The sequence below is a fragment of the Paenibacillus lentimorbus NRRL B-30488 genome, from assembly GCF_000411595.1.
Lineage (GTDB): Bacteria > Bacillota > Bacilli > Bacillales > Bacillaceae > Bacillus > Bacillus velezensis.
Window position 1 is genome coordinate 529984 of record NZ_ANAT01000006.1, and the last position, 18832, is coordinate 548815.

Below are 18832 nucleotides of genomic sequence, written 5' to 3' on the forward strand. Positions count from 1 at the left end.
GTAAAGAAACAGAGCAGGTGCTACTCTGTTTCATCAATAATTTCAAGAAGCCGTTTTTTATTCTGTTTGATTTGTTTTTTCCGATTTGAATCCGGCCAGTACTCTTTTCTGACAAACTCGGCAGGCGGCAGCGGAGTTCTGACGGAATGATATGAATCATCCAGGCCGCTTACCAAAAGGTGGGCGTTTGTTCCGCCAAAACCGAAAGCGCTGATGCCCGCCCTCCGTTTTCCATCCTTCCAGCTTCTCAGTTCTGTATTCGGATAAAAAGGCGACTTTTCAAATTCAAAGCGGGGATTTGGCGTTTCACAATTCAATGTAGGCGGAATTTCCTTATGCCATATTGATAAAATCACTTTAATGAAACTTGCCGCTCCGGCAGCGCTTAATAAGTGTCCGATATTGGTTTTTACACTTCCTACTCCGCAAAATTGCGTTTTGTTTGTGTCTCTTCGGAATACTTTTGTCAGAGCCTGAAGCTCAATCGGATCTCCAATCATCGTGCCTGTGCCGTGAGTTTCGACGTAGCTGACTGATCCGGGAGTGATATCAGCTTTTTCAAATGCATCTTGAATAACCTGCTCTTGAAGCTTAGGATTCGGAGTCGTAATTCCCATTGTCGCACCGTCGTTATTAATAGCTGATGCTTCAATGATACCGTATATCCGATCTCCGTCAGCTTTTGCTTTCTCCAGCGGTTTTAACAGAACAGCGCCAAAACCCTCTCCGGGTACAAAGCCGTTTGCCCTTTCATCAAAAGTAAAACACTGACCGTCCGGCGAAAGAGCTCCTCCTTCTGTTAACATCAGGTAAGGAATTTCATCCAAAAGCAGATCCGCCCCTCCTGCCAGCGCCATTTCTGAATCACCGTTTTTTATGCTTTGGCAGGCTAAATGAATGCTGACTAATGAAGAAGAACAAGCGGTATCAGAAACCATGCTTGGACCGTGAAAATTAAAGAAATGCGACACATGTGAAGCAATAAAGTTTTGACTAAGACCGACGATGTGGCTGCTGCTTTCTTTCGGCAGTTTGTGACCGTAGCCGCCCATTCTGGAACCGACAAATACGCCGACTTTTTTTCCCGATAATTCTGTTTCTTCATAACCGGCATCCCGTACAGTCTGTACACTCGTTTCTAAGAAATGTCTTATCAGCGGGTCCGTTTGGATGGCTTTCTCCTCTTCCATACGGAAATACTCCGGATCGAAGCTGCCGATTCCATTGATAAATCCTCCCCATTTGCTGATGCTTTTTCCCTTTTGCTGCACCGGAGAGTAATTTTCTTCTATATTCCACCGGGAATCAGGTACTTCTTTAATATGGTTCTTCCCTTTTCTCAGATTGTCCCAAAATTCCTCTTTATCAGCCGCGCCCGGAAACTTACATCCGATTCCGATAACAGCTATCTTTGCAGAGGAAGCCGTCTGCGGTTCTGTATTTCGGCTCGTCACAGACTGCATATCATGCTGATTGCTGCTTTGAGAATCAGTCTGTTCGATTTGTTTTTCAACGGCGGCGCCGTCTTACCGATATATTCCGCAAGACCATGAATCGTGTTGTGTTCAAGAAGCACAGTAGGGTCGATTTTTTTCTGAATCATTGCTTCTATACGATGTATAATGCTGACAAGAAGTATAGAATCCACACCGTATTCCTGAAAATCCGTATTTGGGTTAAGCTTTTCAAGGGGTATGCTCAATTCCTCGGCAAATACGGCAGAAAGTTCACTGACAAGCCCTTCTGAACGATCAAAAGTGCCGGGAGTCTCCTGTCTTCGGGCTGGAAATGAAGCCTTGCCGGTTTTATTGATGTTCAGGAGACTGTCTGCATGAAACACTGTTCCTTTTTTCACGATAGGAATGATATTGGCCGATTTTTTCTCCAGTGCATGATACAAAATCGCCAGTCCTTCCCGCGTGGAAAGAGAGTCCAATCCCAATTCATCATATAAAGGACTCGTCACAGTCCCCATTCCGACTTCTTTCCAGCTCGGCCAATTGATGGACGTAAAATACGTTCTCCCCTTTTGAAAATGATAAGCCGCGAAATAGTCCATATATGCATTTGCAGACGCGTAATCAGTCATTCCTTTTGACAGTTTGGGTGACTGTGCTGCAATTGATGAAAACAGAATAAAGAAATCCAGCGGCCTATTATTAAAAATCCGCTCCAAATTCTGAAGTCCAGTGACTTTCGGCCCGTACACCGTCTTAAATTCACTCATTCTTTTATGAATAAAGGCCGGATTTCCGCCGCTGTGCAGTCCTGCACAGTGTATGACACCGCTAATATCTTTAAATTCAAGACTTACTTGGTGAAAGAATGAACGAAGCTTCTCTTCATTTGTGAGAGAACCGCTGTAATACAGATAGTCGACACCTTTCTCTTCAAAACTTTGAAACAGTTTTATATTGCTGACTGTCTTTTCGTCCTGTCTGCCCTCTTTCAGCAAATGATCCCATTCACTTCGCAAAGGTAATGGACGCGTACCCGTCAGCACTAGTTTTTTCACTCCCCGTTTCACCAAATCTTCAGCTATTGCTCTGCCAATGCCCCCTGTCCCGCCGGTAATGACGATGGCTTTATCCGCAGGAAATGAAACAGGCCCGCCGCCGGTATGGATTCTTTCTTCTTCAAAATACGGAACATATCTGACGCCGCTGCGGTAGCATACTTCATTCTCTCCTGTACATTGCGCCCTTTCAATCTCAAAGATTTGTTTCAGCTCATGCGTTTCTTTCATGCTGTCTATATCTATTGTTTTCACATGAACAAAGCCGTATTCCGCAGAAAGGGCTTTCAGAAAAGCCGCTGATTCTGCACCCGTCAGCTTTGGTTTTTCCGCTTTAAATACCTGCAAGCCATTGGTTAGTTGTAAAATGGATAATGGTGTTTCCTTTTTACTCCGCTTAATTATTTCTTGTATAAATAAGAATTTACAATATGGGATGCCGTTCTGATTGTCACTCTGGTTTCCGATATCTGAGAAATCAAATATATTTTCGACCTGCCGCTCACCGCCCGAGAAGATCTCACGGATAACGTCGTATGCGTGGTTTTCATCTAATAAAGAACACTCAAACATTTGATCAGAGTGTTTTATAAATGAAGAGTGATGTTTTATGACAATCAGATTCTCCTGATCTATATCCGAACAAATGGTGCGGGCAATTGATTCTGTGTCTTGATTCACAAATACAACTGTCAGTCCGTACTCTTTTGTTTCGGAAGGATTTACAAACGGATTCTCCCTCCATTTTTTTTGCAAGTGATGTTGAAAAGAATGCTGAGGGATCTCTGCCCTCTCAGTCCTGAACGGAACCCAATAACGTTCTTTTGCAAACGGATAAGTCGGAATTGAGATCCGTTTACCCGGCTGCTGTAAATGTTGATGAACGGATTTCCAGTCGATATCCGCCCCCCAAACCCATAATTGAGCCAGCTTTTCCGCTTCACCGTTCTCAATAATGGTCTTTACAAACAATTCACCTGCTCTGCCTTCTGTTAACGCCTTCATTTTTTCAGCAAATGCATCTGATTGCTGATTAACATATACGCCTGGAACTTGCTTGATACCGCGGCAAAACTCAGATAATTTATCTTTCATTTCTTTAAGAGAGGTACCGGTAATCGCCGCTCTGGCCTCCATCGCTTCTCTGCCCGATTGTGTAGTGTATGCCAGATCCCGTAAAACGACGCTTTCCGATTGGCCGCCTTCCATCACTTCATTCGGGAACATGTTTCTTATCACTCCGGCATATTCCTTCAGTAAGTATTCAGTAACCGCTTGAATAGAGGGGCAATCCGTTAATTCATACATCGTGAGTTCAATATGAAACATTTCGTTAATAAAATCCGCCATCCGGCTTAATTCCAAAGGCCCTACGCCAAATTCACTCAGGTGATCAGAAATATTAATTTCTTCCGGATGGATATGAAGCAATTCCGAAACAAACGGTTTGAGTACTTCATTCACCTTTTCTTTCATATCAGTCTGTTTATCCTTTACTTCAGGACTTAGTGAACGCTGAATAAAATCTTTCATGTTTTCGGCATACTCAAGAAGACGTTCATTGTCTTTGGCAGATAACAGGACAATATGCGGTTCGTTCTCAACATGTTCTGTTGAGACGTTTGTTTCTTCATATTCTTCTATAATGATATGAACATTCGTTCCTCCGGCTCCGAATGAGCTGATTCCCGCTCTTCTCGGAACAGTTACTGTTTTTCCGTTTTCCTGCAGTTTCGGTTTCTTCCAGTCTTGCAATGACCGCTGTACATAAAAGGGAGATGCTTTAAAATCAATATTTGGATTCAACGTCTCCGCATGTATGGAAGGAAACAGTTTTTTCAATTTCATTTGCAAAAGAACCTTTGTCAAACCGGCAATTCCCGCTGCGGCCTCAAGATGACCGATATTTGATTTGACAGAACCGATTGAACAATATTGAGTGTGCTCCGTAAATTCCCGAAACGCTTTTGTTAATCCGGTGATCTCAATCGGGTCTCCCAGAGAAGTTCCCGTTCCGTGAGCTTCAATATAACTAATTGTACGAGGGTCAATACAAGCTTTCTGAAGCGCGTCCTGTATCAGTTCAGACTGACCATTCGGATTAGGAACCGTAAAACCGTTTGTTCTCCCTCCGTGATTGACCGCTGTCGCTTTAATCAGCGCATAAATATGATCTCCGTCCCTTACCGCTTCCGCCGCCGGCTTTAAAAGTACGGAGCCCACTCCTTCTCCCGGTACATAACCGTCACCGCCCTCGCCGAATGTACGGCATCGGCCATCACTTGCAAAGAAGCGGCTTTGATTTAATAATGTATATTTATTCGGATGAAGTGTAAGATTGACCCCGCCCGCAACAGCAAGTGTGCTTTCCCCTCTCCGTATACTTTCACAGGCTAAGTGAATGGCGTTAAGAGAGGATGAACACATTGTATCCACCGCCATACTCGGCCCCTTAAAATTAAAGAAATACGATATTCTGTTTGCTATTGCAGAAAATGGAGACCCGACGGCCAGTTCATTTCCTTTAAGTGATTCTTCAACGCCGAAAAATTGATAGCTTCCATATGTGACGCCTGCAAATACTCCGACCTTTTTGCGGGTCAGATCTGAAGGTTTATAACCCGCATCCTCTATGGTATTGTACACTGTCTCTAAAAAGAGACGTTCCTGAGGATCAAGAAAAGCCGCTTCTTTCGGTGATATCCGGAAAAATAAAGGATCAAACCGGTCTGGATTTTTCAGAAAACCTCCCCACTTATAGCAGCTTCCCTCGAGCATTTCCTTCCGGTCATCAGGAATTTCGCTTACGCAATCCCGTCCATTCATCAGCACATTCTGGAACTCCCTGATGTTTTCCGCACCCGGGTATCTGCCGCTGACACCGATAATGGCTATATCAGCAGAAAGGGGATCGGCCGCAATGTGCTCTTTTGAATCTTCTCCTTCAGAGCGTGCCGGCGCTTTTGTTTCCACCGGTTTTCTTTTTTGCTTTTTTTGATATGAAACAAGTTCAGATTTGCCGGCCGGGTTCAGCAGTTTCATCATTCGTTCGCTGTGATGACTCAGGAAATATTCGGCTAACTGCGATATTGAATGATACTCAAAAAATAATGTTTTCGACAATCTGCCGATACTTTGCTCCAGCTTTTTGGTCAGACGCATGATCATCACTGAATCAATGCCGTATTTCTCCAGATATTGTTTTTCATCTATGAGTGAGGCGGGTAATTTCAATTCCTCTGACATTATATTTTTCAGATAACTGATGATATTTTGTCTTAATTCATCGTTTTGCAAATCAGCATCTTCCTGCTGCTCTGAATGAAAGCTGATTGTGCCGGCACGCTTCAGCACATCCTCAATCTTTTCTTTACGGCCTTTCAGGGCAATCAGCTGTTCAGATGATTGACACAAGCTGTTCTCCAGAGCCTGTATTCCGTCACTATCATCTAACGGGTCAAGACCGAGTTCCTGTTTCATGTAGGATACTCCTTCATCGTCAATATTCATCCCGCCGGAAGTCCATAGCGGCCAATTGACTGACACTATCCTTTCGGCAGACTCTTTTGCGGTCATAACTGCTGCATACTGATCCAAACAGGCATTGGCGAAAGCATAGTCACATTGGCCGGCTGAGCCGAAGACTGCCGATGTGGATGAAAACAAGACAAGTAATTCAACTTTCATTTTTTTGATTTCTTCCGCCAGCCACAACGTGCCATAAACTTTCGAACCTGTGACTTGATCCATTTCTTCTTTTGTCTTTCTTAAGATAAAAGAGTCACGGAGTACGCCGGCACTGTGAAATACTCCATGTAAGGTGCCGAACTGCTCTTTTGCAAAAGCAAACATCCGTTCAGCATCACTTTGTTTTGAAACATCAGATCGGATATATTCAACTGTTGAACCTGAACTTCTTAAATATTCGATCTTTTTCTCCTGCTCTTCAGTTAAATCAGAGCGCCCTGTTAATATGAGATTCGCTTTCCATTTTTCCGACAAATGTTTTGCCAGTATATAACCGAGACCGCCCAGGCCTCCTGTAATCAGATAATTCCCATGATGTTTCAGCGGCTGGGTTAAATCGAATGAGCCGGCTTTATTATAGCTTTTCGTAAAACGTCTGCCGTTTTCATAGCGCACTTCAAAATGGATATCCCGTTTTCGTCACACTCTCTCTGATATATATCAGCTATTGCTGGAAGAGCGGCTCCCGCACCCTCTGATTGCGTGATATTGATAATCTGGTAGTGAAAATTGGGGTGTTCCTGGTGAACGGTTTTCACCAATCCGCCGAGAGCATGATGCAGCGGCAGTTGTTCTTTATTCTCTGTTTGAAAAATATGCGTCAGTTTTATTATCTTTTTCCATTTTAGTTCAATCAGCGCCTGTGTAATATACAGAAGAGAAAACAATCCGTTTTCCAATTGTTTCTGTATACCTCCCTTACTCATGTCAGCCTGAGAATCAGACCACAAGTGAAGAATCTTTTCGGGCGGCTGATAATGATCATGAATGTACCGGAACAGCTTTAGATAATCGTCTTTTTTCACGTGGTTCATACAAATCGTATCATCATGTAAAACAGCAAATTCTTTTCCGCGGATGACAAACAAGAGAGTGCAGTCCTTAAACAAACCGCTCAATTCTTGTATTTGCCGTTCATTTTCTGCAAAAATCAGGAGCAATCCCGTCAAGGACACGCTCTTCTTACTCGGAATGAACGATTCAGTCCATTCCGGCTTGTAATATAAAAGCGGATGGTTCGATGCCCGTGATTTTTGATTCTGAATGGATGTCACACGGGCATAGCCTTCGTCAGCCGACATTTGTCCTGTTTGAATCAGATCAAGAATATCGCTGATTTGTTCACGTTTTCCGTTCATCATTCTTCCCCCATTAATTGTTTCAATACAGCCTTCTGATCAATATCATTGGTTTCTAATTGACGCAGGAGACGAATGAGTTCATCGTCCGTCCGAACAGTGTCTTTTTCATGACCATATCTGAATCTCACATCTCTGCACTCTGCCAGAATGCTTCCGTTTCCATCTGTAAATGTCATATGACACGTTACATCACGGCTGTTCTGCCGGTTCTCTTTTTGAGTATAGACGTAAAAATTTTGAGCGAGAGGCTGATAGACATCCGCCGCTCCCATTCCGATCAATTCCGGGAAGGTTTCTCCGCTGACAAAAAACGCACTGGCTTGAATCGCGGACTCAAGCGCTTCAGGTGAAATCGTAAAATTTTCTCTTTTTGCATAAAGCTCATCCGGCAATGAATGAAGCGACAGCATTCCGTCACTGTTTTTCGCTGATTCAATGACAAAAGGCGCTTCAGCCGGATGTTCAGTCATTTCTGATTTGACTTCAGCAATATCAAGCGCTTCAGGAAGCATACCGCTTTGAGGCTTAACAATATGCGCATTTCCCCTGGCAAGACGTACTTTATTCTCATTTTTTGTGTTTGCATATATGTCAAACCGCGCAAAGTCACGCTCAGGCGTCAGCGTAATCATCAGTCCCCGTATATCAGTCATTCCGTTCATGCTTTCGGTCCACAATAAATCGGTCAATGTTTGAACTGGTTGTCCAAATGCCGCCGCTGCATTGACGATAGCCATTTCAGCCAAGGATGCGTAAGGGAAAAAGGACACGTTTCCTTCAGACAGACTTAGTGCGAACGGATGATTACGGCTGATTTTTTTCGTGAAACTGAACTGATTAAAATCGGACGTGTTACTCCCCAAGAAAGGGTGACCCGTCTTACTCACATCCGCTGAAACAAGTGCTTCCCCTTTTTCCGCTATCCAATACCGCTGTTTGATCAGCGGTTGTCCCGGAATAGAAATCCTGCGGGCATTCCGATTCACCTCAAAAGTCTCCCAATCTATCTTTCTTCCGTTTACCCATTTGGATGCTGCTTCGGCGTAATCTGAACAAACGTGAGGCATTTCATTGTGAACTTCTGATTCGAATGTATTACCGGTATAACTTAAGCTGCTTTTTTCACCCCTGGTATAAGCTGAAAGCTCTTCAGCAATGACCTGCCCGGAATCTGCCACTATCGCCAGCCGTTCTTCCATATGATCGCGTCCCGTCTGAAGTGTATAGGCAATATCCTGAAGACGCAGTTTATGATTGTTATCCTTCGATTCATTTTCTGATAGAAAATCAGCCATAACCTTCGCATATTTTATCAGCCGTTGTTTGTCTTGAGCCGATAAAACAAAGATCACTCGGCCGCTTTGATGATCAAAAGCTTTTGGCGGCTCATACGCTTCCAATATAAGATGCGCGTTTGTCCCTCCTGCCCCAAAAGCGCTTACCCCGGCTCTCAAAGGATGAACAGCATGGCTGTTTTGCGGAATATTCCATTCAGCCGCTTTCCGCTGCACTTGAAAAGGAACCTGATCAAAATCTATAAACGGATTAACAATATCGGAATGCAGTGAAGGAACAAGCTGCTTATTCTTCATTTGGAGAAGCACTTTCGTTACCGCAGCGATTCCTGCCGCAGATTCTAAATGTCCGATATTTGATTTCACCGAACCGATGGCGCAAGGATGGTTCAATTGATAGGAATCTTTGAGTCCTTGAATTTCAATCGGATCGCCTAATGATGTCCCTGTTCCATGCGCTTCAATATAATTGACGGTGTTCGGATCAATGTCAGCTTTACGAAGCGCTTCTGAAATGACCTCCGCCTGCGCATCCGGATTCGGTATGGAATACCCGCTCGTCTTTCCTCCGTGATTAACGGCGCTTCCCTTAATCACACCGTATATTTGATCTTGATCTTCTATTGCTTTTTTCAATGGTTTTAACAATACGGCTCCGACTCCCTCACCGGGAACGTAACCGCTTCCGTCTTTTCCAAAACTCCGGCATCTGCCGTCACTTGATAGAAACTGTCCCATGCTGAGGAACTTATATTTATTCGGATGTATTGACAAATTCACTCCGCCGGCTAATGCCATATCGCTCTCTCCGCAATGTATGCTTTGGCATGCGTAATGAATAGAGGTTAGTGATGAAGAGCACATTGTATCCAGAGCCAAACTCGGACCTTTTAAATGAAAGTAATAAGACACCCGATTGGCAATTGAAGAATAGACGGAAGCCGGCGAGAAAGCCACTCCATTTTCTTCTCCTTCAAATAGTTGATATTGGCCCCACATGGCACCGACAAATACACCGACTTTCATCTTTTCCAGCATGTTTCTCGGGTACCCTGAGTCTTCAAAACAATTTTTGGCCGTTTCTAAAAAGAGCCTTTCCTGGGGATCCATAAGTTCTGCTTCCCGTGGGGAAATATGAAAGAAAAGCGGATCAAATTGATCGGCTCCGCTGATAAAACCTCCCCACTTGCTGTAAGACTTCCCTTTCATATCTCTGTCTTCGCTGAAGAAATCAACCATATTCCAGCGGTCAGGCGGGATTTCTGTAATACAATCTTTTCCGCTCTTTAAATTCTCCCAAAATTCAGGTAAGTCTTCGGCCATCGGATACTTTCCGCTTAATCCGATAATGGCAATGTCTTGATGCCTTATATCAGCCGTTTCATTTATTTGGATCTCACGGCTTTCATCCTCCATTAAGGTATCTTGAAGTGCAGATTCCAATTTTTCTTTGTCACCTTCAAACACGATCAGCTGTGATGCGTTCAGAGAGAGTGAATCTTGAAAAGCTTTGATCCCATTGGTTTTACTAAGAGGAACCATACCGATTTTTTGTTTCATCCATTTTTCAGTTTGTTTATCCACTTTCATGCCGCCGTCTTCCCATAGGGGCCAGCCGATGGCTACTGAGACGCCGGAGCGTTCTTTTTTCCGCCTCATTCCTTCACGCCACTCAGCGAAAAGATCGATGAACCGGTTGGCCAGGGCGTAATCCGTCTGTCCGATATTCCCGTACATCGAGCTGCTTGATGAAAACATCACAAAGAAGTCCAAAGGTTCGGTTTGCAGCAAGCTGTCCAATAAGACCGTCCCATTTATTTTCGGAGCGATCACTTCCTGAATTTCATCTTTTGATTTTTGAATCAATAAAGCGTCGTGCGTCACACCGGCACTGTGTATCACACCGTTGATTTCTCCGAATTGCCTTTTAATGGTTTTTATGATTCGCTCTGCATCGCGGCTATCTGAAAAATCTCCTCTTATATATTGAACCGAAGAACCGCCTGCTTTCATTCGGCTGATTTTGTTCTTTTTGTCTTCCGTCAGTTCAGAACGGCCCGCTAGAATAATATTGGCTTTCGTTTGCGCTGCGATATGTTCTGCAAATATAAGGCCTAAGCCGCCGGCCCCTCCTGTAATCATGTATACTCCGTTTTCTTTAAAGGAGAAACTTGAGTTTTGAGCCGGTTCTGCTTCCCGTAAGGCACGGACCCAGCGCACATTTCCTTCATAATAAAGATCGGTTTCTCCAGGATGCGCTTCAGTTGATTCGCATCTGATGATTTCAGCTGTAAGAGCCGGCAACGATGACTTGTCTGAAACTGATATCCCGATTGTCTTAAGGGCCAGTTTCGGGTTCTCAAGCAAAATAGACTGCCCTGCGCCATGGACTGAAGCGTAAAGCGGCTGATCATTTTTATGATCCGCCGGATAAAGGAAAAGCGATACAACCTTTTTTTCCGCCTTGCTGCGCATCAATGCCCGGCTGAAAAAGAATAGCGGGTAAGCCCCTTTAGAAAGCTGTTCACTTATTTTTTCCGGGCCGGCAAATGATCCTTCCGGCCACCCGTACACCACGGTGTCGGGCATTTGCCCCCTTTTTTTCAGATCAGCTGCAAGCCTGTCAAAGTGAGCTTCCTCCCTGTGGTCTATCTCATAAACACCGTCTCCGTGATAGGAGAAACGATTCCCTGATAAAACGAGAATGATCTGTGTATTTTTGAATCCATTTTCAGCATTTTCCCGCATAAAATGAAAAAGCTCTCTGTCATATTGAAACAGCAGACATGTTCTTTTCTTTTTATTTCCGCAATGCGGGTCCCAAGCGGCAGCCTTTTGTCTCCAATACGGCGTTAAATAGGTCAGAGCCGTATGATTCTCTCCATGATGAAGAGGGAGGTCTTTGTCAACTGACGTCTTTTCGCCGCTCTCCGCAAAATAATTTGCAAGTTTTTGAATCGTCGGATACTCAAACAATAAAGTAGGGTACAGTTCCCTGCCTGTTTTCTCCTCCAATGCCTTTACGGCTTGCATAAGTGTGACGGAATCCAGGCCTTGTTCATAAAAACCTTTTACCACAGAGAGTGTTTCAGGGGCAGTCCCTTTGATGTCTGCGATCAGCTGCTGAATGTCTCCTTCTGTTATAAGAGCGGAAAGATTTTCGTTCTTACTTTCTTTCATGTCAGGCAGTTCAGCCGGTTGATTTTGCGTTAAGAAATAACTGGACATTTTTTATTTTCTTTAATATACGCGGCGAGTTCCCGGATCGTTTTCTGCTCAAACAGGAGTGTAGGATACAGCTGTTCCCCTGTTTTGTTTTCAAGTTCTTTGACAATGGCAAGCAAAGAAGCGGAATCCAGGCCTTGTTCATAAAAACCAATGTCTGTCCTTATGTCACGCAGATCTAGATTTGAAACCCCGGATATTAATTCTTTAAGGTGTGTCTCAATGCTTTCGCTTCGATCTATGATTGAATCTTTTCTGATCAGGCCGTCTTTTGGCTGAGAAGCCGCTTCAGTTTCCAAACGAGTCTGCTTCAGATTTTCAATTAAATCTTTTGAGCGAATATGTTTCACAGACAGCCGCGTAAAATAAGCGATCATCTCCCCGTGTGCATCGTACAAACCGTAACTTACTTGGATGACATCCCCTGAATCATGATGTTGGTCTTGCTTCTCTATGTACACATAACACCTGTCTTCCAGGCGCTTCGTCATACGAAAAGATTCAATATGAATGGGAATATACGTTTTCATCCGGCTTGCCGGAGATCCTTGTGTAAAATATTCGGGACATGCCTGATAAAGGATTGATATGATGGTAGACGCATCAAGAAAAGTGGGATGCAATTGAAAATAGCCGGTATATTGTTTGGCAATTTGGCTGAGCGACAACTCTGCAAGTACAGAATGATCAGACGCATAAACCTTCCCCAGACTCTTCATAAATTCAAAATGCTCTATATCAACCTTTTTTAAATAGTCATAACATATCTCCATATCGGCTTCACGGACGGAGGCATGTTTGATTTCATCGATATGAATTGAACTCATGCTTTCCGGGAATTTCTGCATGAGCCTGCAGTTCATATTCTCATCCCAGCTTTCATCCAGAATGCGGTCATCTTTTACCTTTCTGCTCTTCGCTTGAATTTCCCATCCCTGTTCCAATCCCTGAAAACGGATGCGGATTTCTCTGTCAAAGGTATCCGATGTTGCTACAGGTTCCAAATACAAAATATTCTGACACTCGAGTTCTTCAATAGGCAAACCTTTGCTCAGCGCCATACGGTATATCATATCTAAAAATGTGACACCGGGTATAATCCGGGTGCCATGCACCCGGTGATCCCTGACAATATAGTCCGTATGTTTAATTGTTAATGTGAACTGATAGTTTTGATTACTGGCCACCTGTCTCATTCCTTTTCTTTTCTTTATAATTCTTTGAAATCAAGTAAAGGAATCAGCAATTCTGACTCTTCCTTTTCTGGAGCTTCTCCATTGTCGATCCAGCATTGTTCCTTATTGAATATAACCGGAGAAAGCGGGTGTCTTTTTGTCTCTCCATATCCTAATGTGAGATGGCTGTCGCTCAATATCATATGTGCGTTCGTGCCCCCGAATCCAAAAGAACTGATTCCGGCTCTCAAAACCCCTTTTCTGGGACGCCATTCTTTTAAAGACGTGTTCGGAAAGAATGGCGACTGATCAAATTTAAAACGCGGATTTGGCGTTTTACAATGTAATGTCGGCGGGAGCATCTGATTTTTTATGGATAAGGCAACCTTTATAATACTCGCTATCCCCGCTGCGCTCATTAAATGTCCGAAATTCGTTTTTACGCTGCCTACTCCGCAAAATTGCGTTTCTTCCGTAACCTCCCGGAACACTTCAGTCAGCGCTTTTAATTCAATCGGATCTCCTATCATCGTACCGGTGCCATGCGTCTCGACATAACTGAGAGTATCTGCATCAATTCCGCCTTTTTTCAGGGCTTTTTTTATCACTGCGCTTTGCGCTTTCGGATTAGGTGTTGTCATTCCCATTGTCTGTCCGTCATTATTAACCGCGGATGAGTCAATTACCGCGTAAATTCTGTCACCTTCGGCAAGGGCGTCATCAAGTCTTTTCAAAAGGACTGCGCCGCATCCTTCTCCCGGTACAAATCCATCTGCCTTTTCATCAAATGTATGACATTTTCCTTCAGGTGAAAGCGCCCGAGCCTCACTCAGCATGACGTAAGGCTTTTGATCCAGCAAAATGTCAACCCCGCCCGCAATCGCCATATCTGACTCTTTTGACATCAGGCTTTGACAAGCGAGATGGACGCTGACCAATGAGGAAGAACATGCCGTGTCTACAACCAGATTCGGTCCTTTCAGATTAAAAAAATGTGAGATATGCGCGCCTATGAAATTTTGTCCTATACCCACGATCGTATTTTTTGAAGGTGAACCTATTTTGGACATAAACGTCCCGGTCCGCGAACCGATGAAAACGCCGACTTCTTTGTTTGATACTTCTTCTTTTGTATAGCCGCCGTCTCTCAATGTCTGGACGCTGACCTCAAGGCATTTTTTGATTAACGGATCAAGCTCTGATGCTTCACTTTTGTTCATATTAAAAAACGCGGGATCGAAAGACTCAATATCTTGAAGAAATCCGCCCCACTTACTGATACTTTTTCCTTTTTCATAGGTGTCAGAGTAGTATGAAGAAATATCCCATCGCGACGCCGGGACTTCACGGACACTATTTTGTCCTTTCTTCAAATTTCTCCAGAACGTTTCTGTGTCTGGAGCCTCCGGAAACTCACAGCCCATTCCGATAATAGCGATTTGGTTCAGACTGGTTTGTTGCATTTGAGATCCGCTGCCCTGTACTTCGGGAGCATTTTGATTTATATGTTGCTCTTTTTTCCGACCCTCAATGTTTTCTGAATCAATTTGAGGACTGATCCCCTCACTTGCAAATAATTCGTTTAAATAGACGCCCAGTTGTGAAAAACTCGGATACTCCAGAAAAGCCGAAGGTTCAATTTTTATTTGAAATGCATCTTCCGCTTTTTTGACAAGCTGAACCAGTAAGATTGAATCAACTCCGTAATCCGCAAATGACGTATCCTGATCTAATTTCCCGTAAGGTATTTTCAGCTCTGCGGAAAAAATCTCCATTAACTTCCTGATCATAGCTTCATTGTCTCCATGACCAGAGATCACTTTTTCCTCAGCATCCGGGTTATTTTTAGCAGCTTGAATTCTTGTCTGAAGCAGCTGCTGCAGCTTGAATTTCTCCGGATGTGTCTTTGCCGGTATAAGGCATGGATATCCGTTTATCGTCCTGATTTCATCCAGCATGGAAATACCTGTTTCTGTTGAGTGTGAAAGTAAACCGAGTGCCTGATATGATGGACTTGTCACCTCGCCCATCCCAATGTCCTTCCAGCTCGGCCAGTTAATTGATTGATAATATGTTCTGCCGGCTGCATGCTGATACGCCGCAAAGTAATCCATAAAAGCGTTCGCCGCGGCATAGTCACTTGTTCCGGCGCCTAATAAAGGAAAAGCGCTCGCAACAGATGAAAACAAAATGAAGAAATCAAGTTCGTCATCAATAAAAATGTCATGAAGTACTTGCATCCCTTGAACCTTTGGCTCAAATACTTCTCTTATTTCTTGATCAGATTTATGGATAAAAGCCGGATTCGAATGATTGGCTGCACCAGCGCAATGAATCACCCCGCCGATTTTGCCGAACTTCATTCTCACCTCTGAAAAGAAGCGATGTAATTTTTCTTTTTCCGTGAGCGGCCCGGAATACACTTCCACCTGAACTCCCTTTTGATCCAACTCATGCAGCAGTTGTAATTTCGAATAAAGAGGTGACTTTTCATCGGTGTCTTCTAACATGCCGGCTATTTTATCAGATTCCGGAAGGTCGGTTACTCCCATCAGCACAAGTTTTTTGACTCCCTTGCCGGCATAATGTCTGGCAAGTTCTGCTCCGATCCCTCTTGTTCCCCCTGTAATAACCAAGGTTTGATCCGTACGGCAGACCGGCAGACCGGATAGTTTCCGGTTTATTTCCGCTGCATGTAATTTCTCGACGTATGGAATATAACGTTCACCGTTCCGGTAGCAGATTTCACTATACAGCCCGTCAGCGCAAGCTTCATCTGTGATTACCTGTCTCAGTTCCGCCGCAGTCCCGACATGCCCGTCTACATCTATTGTTTTTGATTTTATCTTTTGATACTCCGCGCTCAGCATTTTATATAGTCCGGCTGTTTCGGCTCCGGCTAATGACGGCTTGTCATTCAGAAATGTCTGCAGCCCTCTTGTCACATGTAAAACGAAAAGCTGTTTACGTGTCTTTATGATTTCCTGCAGCAGTGTCAGCTTCCCGATTGTGCCGGTGCGTGCCCCGTTTTGATCACTCCGCAAATCTGACAGGTCAATCATGCCGATGATTTCCGGATTTTCTTCTATGACTGCTAGAGCCGTTTTTTTGGCTTCCCCATCCGATTGATCCCAGTTATCTGCGCAAATGACAGCGGATTCAATCAGAGGATCTGAATCAAACAATTCGAATGCAAGCCGCTCACTTTCACTATTAGCCAGGATCATCACCTGTCCTTTCGTAAAAGCGGAAGGCGCAGCCTTTTGTTTTTTCCACGATTTTTTTAATACATCAAATGATAAGTCAGTCGGTGCATGGGGCAGACTCTGCGGTACACCTGTTTTTTTCTGTTTCTCTGCTGCTTTAGCGGCAGGCACCCAATATCTGTTCCGTTCAAAAGGATATGCAGGAAGAGAGATAAGCTTCGGTAATTCCGCAGTGTACATTTCTTCCCATTCAACGTCTCCTCCGTTCACCCAGTGAATGGCCATATCTCTTGCATTTTCAAAGTGAGCGGCTGACAGGGCATTCTTTTGACCAGCGCCTCGGCGGGCCTTTCCCCTATATAAACCGTTTAACTTATGATCTGACCGCAAATACATCGTCAGCTTATTGCGAAGATCGTCAATGCTGCTAACCTCAACAGCGAGCCGCTCTTCCATAGCGTTTCTCCCGGTCTGCGAGGTGTACGCGGCATCAGCTAGTGACGTTTTTGGCTCCAGTTCTTTTATATATGCATCAATCAAGAGTCTGAGCCGTTCTTCATTTTTGGCAGAAAGCAGAATAATTTGCGCCTTGTTGCTCTGTACCGTTTCCATCTTTTCTTCATTCTTATACTCTTCGATGATAATGTGGGCATTAGATCCTCCAGCGCCGAACGAACTGATGCCCGACCTTCTGGCTTGATTTTGCGGCGTCTTCCAATCAGTCAGTTCAGACTGCACGTAAAACGGTGTTTCCTCAAAATCAATATTAGGATTTAAGTTATCGGAATGAAGAGAAGGAGCAAGTTGTTTATACTTCATTTGCATCAGCACTTTTGTGATAGAAGCAATTCCAGCCGCGGCCTCTAGGTGTCCGATATTTGACTTAACCGAACCAATTGCACAACGATAATCGCTTTTCGAGCTGTGCAAAGCTTTGGTTAAACCTGAAATTTCAATCGGGTCTCCCAAAGATGTCCCGGTGCCATGCGCTTCAATATAACTTATGCTGTCTGCATCAATCCCCGCCTTATCAAGAGTTTCACTGATGACGTTTGCCTGCTCGCCCGGATTTGGCACAGTGTATCCGTTTGTTTTTCCGCCGTGATTTACAGATGTTCCCTTAATCACACCGTAAATCCTGTCCCCGTCAGCCTTTGCGGCAGAAAGCGATTTCAAAAGAACGGCCCCGACTCCTTCTCCCGGCACATATCCGTCTCCTCCCGCTCCAAAGCTTCTGCAGCGCCCATCGCTTGAAACAAAATGATTTTGTGAAAGTAAAGTATATTTATCCGGGTGTAAGGATAAATTCACTCCTCCGGCTATGGCGAGGGTGGATTCTCCCCTTTTTAAACTTTCACATGCAAAATGAACAGCAGAAAGTGAAGAAGAACACATTGTATCAATTGCAAGGCTGGGTCCGTGCAGGTCAAAGAAATATGACACCCGGTTTGCGATAGACGAATAAGAAGACAAGAGCGCCTGACGTCCCTCATCATCTGAAGCACCGGCTGCAAATAACTGATAGTGGCTGTAGGTGACGCCGACAAATACCCCTGTCTTATGCCGTTTCAACTTTTTCTTTGTGTAACCCGCATCTTCAAACGTGTGCCATGCTGTCTCTAAAAATAACCGTTCCTGAGGATCAATTAACTCGGCATCACGAGGCGAAATTGAGAAGAACAGCGGATCGAATTTATCAGCGTCTTTTATAAAACCTCCCCATTTGCTGTCATGACGGGCATTGTCACCTGTGTGATAATATTTCCGAAAATCCCAGCGCTCTTTCGGTATTTCCGTTATACAATCTTTTCCGGAAGAAATATTTTCCCAAAACTGTTCCACATCCTTCGCCATCGGGTAGCGGCCGGCTATACCGATAATTGCAATATCTTCCTCGGAAGGTGCGGATGGTATGCGGGAAACGGAAAGCTTCTCCCGTTTCGCCGGCGCCGAATGATCAATTCGCTGTTCGGCTGCCGGTAAAAACGCCTTCTTCAACTCATGATGATAGTGTTCAAGAAAATACTCTGACAGCTCTTCAACACTGCTGTATTCAAAGAAAAGAGTCTTAGACACTCTTCCAAAATACTTTTCCAGACGGGAGTTAAGACCTAAAATCGTTAGAGAGTCAATTCCGTAACGGTCAAATGTATCCTCGGGTAAAATGCTGTCCGCCGGTCTTCCCGTTTCCGCACCGACAATCTCTGTCAATAGACGGATCGTTTGCTTTTTCAGATCTTTTTCATTTAATTGCGGCAGACTGTTGTTTTCAGGCACAGTCTCTATCTTTTTATGGTCAGTTGAGAGTAATTCACTTATTCTATCTTTGTCTCCGCTGATAACAGCCAGCTGAGAAGCAGAACGGCTCATACTGTCCTGAAAAGCGGCAAGCCCTGCTTGGGCAGATAAAAGTTCCAGCCCCATGTGTCTTAAAGCCTGCAGCTCTGCCGGACCAACTGTCATATTCCCCGCATCCCATAAAGGCCAATTAATAGAAAGTGTTTTCCCGGGACGTCCCTTCATGCTT

Annotated in this window: 6 protein-coding genes; all 6 read right to left on the reverse strand. The window is 44.2% G+C overall.

Annotation, left to right across the window (positions count from 1 at the left end; translation table 11 throughout):
• Positions 1-20 precede the first annotated feature (20 nt).
• The 6 genes from D368_RS19930 to D368_RS05260 are packed head-to-tail and all read right to left on the reverse strand — an operon-like array spanning position 21 to position 18768.
• Positions 21-1463 (reverse strand): type I polyketide synthase, encoded by a 1443-nt coding sequence (locus D368_RS19930; RefSeq protein ID WP_486129214.1) that lies wholly within the window; start codon positions 1461-1463, stop codon positions 21-23.
• Positions 1451-6658 carry an SDR family NAD(P)-dependent oxidoreductase gene (locus tag D368_RS05250; RefSeq protein WP_486129215.1) on the reverse strand — a complete coding sequence of 1736 codons (5208 nt, stop codon included), beginning with the start codon at positions 6656-6658 and terminating at the stop codon, positions 1451-1453. The genes D368_RS19930 and D368_RS05250 overlap by 13 nt, the downstream gene beginning before the upstream one ends.
• On the reverse strand, positions 6595-7401 hold the full coding sequence (locus D368_RS19935) for a hypothetical protein (protein ID WP_486129216.1): 807 nt from the start codon (positions 7399-7401) through the stop codon (positions 6595-6597). The genes D368_RS05250 and D368_RS19935 overlap by 64 nt, the downstream gene beginning before the upstream one ends.
• Positions 7401-11879, reverse strand: a complete 4479-nt coding sequence (locus D368_RS05255; RefSeq protein ID WP_486129217.1) for an SDR family NAD(P)-dependent oxidoreductase — start codon at positions 11877-11879, stop codon at positions 7401-7403. Before D368_RS05255 ends, D368_RS19935 begins: the two co-directional genes overlap by 1 nt.
• 29 nt (positions 11880-11908) lie before the next feature.
• Entirely contained in the window at positions 11909-13111 is a 1203-nt protein-coding gene (locus D368_RS19940) for a phosphopantetheine-binding protein (protein WP_486129218.1), read from the reverse strand.
• Between the two features lie 23 nt (positions 13112-13134).
• Positions 13135-18768, reverse strand: coding sequence for an SDR family NAD(P)-dependent oxidoreductase (locus D368_RS05260; RefSeq protein WP_486129228.1), 5634 nt, complete (start codon positions 18766-18768; stop codon positions 13135-13137).
• Positions 18769-18832 lie beyond the last annotated feature (64 nt).